The following is a 2,402-nucleotide window of genomic DNA, read 5'->3' as shown; positions in this document are numbered from 1 at the left end:
GTGCTGCAGCCTGCGGATCGGACGCATGGCGGATCGGACGACCGACCACGATGGCATCGGCACCATCGGCAAACGCCTGCGCCACACCCACCGTGCGCTTCTGGTCATCGCCGACCGGGCCACCGGGGCGGATGCCCGGGCAGACGATCGAGAAACCGGCGCCGGTCGCGGCGCGGATCGGGCCGGCTTCCTGGCCAGAGGCGATCACGCCGTCGATGCCAGCGGCCTGTGCGGCCAGCGCGCGTTCGACCACGACCTCCACCGGCTCGCGGTCGATGCCCATCTGCGCCAGGTCCGGGCGGCCCATCGAGGTCAGCACGGTCACCGCCAGCAGGCGCATGTCGCCGCTGTTGGCGGCCGCGCAGGCCTCCATCATCGCCGGGTGCCAGCCGTGGATGGTCGCGTAGCTGACCGGCCACTGCGCCAGGCGCTTGATCACTGCCGCGGCGGTGGCCGGGATGTCGAAGAACTTCAGGTCGACGAACACGCGCTTGTCGCGGCGTGCCAATTCGTCCAGCACCTGGAAGTACTCACCGGAGGCGAGCAGTTCCATGCCGATCTTGTAGAACGCCACGCTGTCGCCRAGGCGSTCGACCCASKCCAGCGCCTGCACRCGGTCAGGCACGTCCAGCGCGAAGATCAGGCGYTCKTCRTCRCGCAGCGGCAGCGGSGCGCRGCTCACGGYGCRTAGTCCAGCGCGGCACGCTTGGCGTCATGACGGGCCTGCCGCGACTGCGCGTAATCGTTGTTGAACTGCGCCGGCTCGAAGCCGCCGTAGGTCGGGTTCGGCAGCATCCACCAGCGCTCGCCGAACCAGTCGTGATACTGCTGCAGCAGCGCGTCGCGGCCATCGTTGGTGTTGGCGGTCACTTCCACGAAGTCACCCAGCTGGTCGCCGAACTGCATCAGCACGCGGTACTTCTGCCCGGCCAGGCGGCGGCGGCAGTTCTTCTCGCTGCCGGCCTGCTCGCACCCTTCAACCACGGTGCCCAGACCGAGGAACACGCTGTCATCGGCCACCGGCAGGCCCTGCTCGCGCAGGTTGGCCAGGGTCGCGTCCTTCAGGTGCACGGCGCGGTTGGAGATGTACAGCAGGGTCACGCCCTTGGCATTGGCAGCCTTGGCGAAATCGACCACGCCAGGAATGGCCTTGGCCTTCTTTTCGGCCACCCACTGGTCCCAGCTGAGTTCGTCGTATTCCTTGCCGTCACGCACCAGGCGCGCCTGGTAAGGCGAGTTGTCCAGCACGGTCTCATCCACGTCCAGCACCACGGCCGGCTTCAGGCCCTTGGCCTCGTTGCCGCGCTCTTCCGGTACCAGCGCGTCCCAGTGGGCTTCCTTCAGCGCAACGTCCAGATGGTCGGCGGCGGCGCGGTAGGTCTGCTCGGTGATCGCCCTGTATTCCTGCGCGCGCTGCATCCACAGCACGGCATTGAGGTTGTCGTTGGCGGTCGCGTCGAGCGCGCCGTCGGCCTTGGCGGCGGCGGCCGGGGCTTGCGGGGTGGCGGCTTCGGCAGGCGCTTCCACGCGCTTGCAGGCGGACAGGCCCAGCACCGCGGTGGCGAGCAGGGTCAGGGACAGGGAAACGGGACGACGCATGGATTCACCGGCAATCAGATATACCGGCCCATTTTACCGGCAAAGGCGCCGCCGGGACGGCTATGCTTGGCGGTTGACACGTTGTCTTCCGGAAGCCGCCATGACCGACCCTGCCCAGACCCCCGACGTTCCGCTGCTGGATGCCGTACAGGCGCGCCTGCTGGGCTGCCTGGTGGAGAAGGAAGCCACCACCCCGGACACCTACCCGCTGACCGTCAACGCCGCGCAATCGGCGGCCAACCAGAAGACCGCCCGTGAGCCGGTGATGAACGTGAGCGCCGGCAGCGTGGAGCATGCGCTGCGCCAGCTGGAGACCCTGGGCCTGGCGCGCCAGCACTTCTCCTCGCGCGCCGACCGTTACGAGCACCGCCTGCAGAGCGCGCTGGACCTGACCCGGCAGCAGACCGTGCTGCTGGCCCTGCTGCTGCTGCGCGGGCCGCAGACCCTGGGCGAACTGGTCACCCGCGCCGAGCGCCTGCACCGCTTCGCCGATGCCGACGAAGCCCGCCACGCCATCGAGCGCCTGCAGCAACGTGCCCTGCTGGTGGTGCTGCCGCGCGCCAGCGGCCARCGCGAAGACCGCTACATGCACCTGCTGTGCGGTGAAGTGGACGGCGCGGCATTGGCAGCGAAGTACGCCAGCAGTGGCGGCGGCGCCGAGCCGGCCGACCCCGGCCTGGCCGAGCGCGTGGCGCAGCTGGAAGCGGCAGTGGCCGAGCTGCAGGCCCAACTGGCCGGGCTGCGCGGCTGAAACAGCCCGCCGGGCATGGCCCGGCGCCATCGCAGCTGCACCCGGTAGTGCC

The 2,402-nt window shown here is 69.7% G+C and carries 3 protein-coding genes; 1 reads left to right on the top strand and 2 read right to left on the bottom strand.

The window, feature by feature from the left end:
- Both pyrF and AC1VAN_RS18640 read right to left on the bottom strand, forming a co-directional pair.
- Nucleotides 1-682 (bottom strand): orotidine-5'-phosphate decarboxylase (gene pyrF, locus AC1VAN_RS18645; protein ID WP_480986423.1); only part of this gene is annotated, 682 nt, incomplete at its 3' end.
- A complete protein-coding gene (locus AC1VAN_RS18640; protein WP_025875432.1) occupies nt 679-1,599 on the bottom strand; it encodes a 5'-nucleotidase, lipoprotein e(P4) family in 921 nt (306 codons plus the stop codon). The genes AC1VAN_RS18640 and pyrF, both read right to left, overlap by 4 nt.
- A 100-nt stretch (nt 1,600-1,699) precedes the next feature.
- On the opposite strand from AC1VAN_RS18640, the gene AC1VAN_RS18635 reads away from it, so the two are divergent.
- Nucleotides 1,700-2,350: a YceH family protein gene (locus AC1VAN_RS18635; protein ID WP_025875434.1), complete on the top strand. Its 651-nt coding sequence runs from the start codon at nt 1,700-1,702 to the stop codon at nt 2,348-2,350.
- Nucleotides 2,351-2,402 lie beyond the last annotated feature (52 nt).

The sequence above is a fragment of the Stenotrophomonas sp. 05L44_2 genome (genome assembly GCF_056665995.1).
This window is presented reverse-complemented; position numbering and strand designations above follow the sequence as displayed.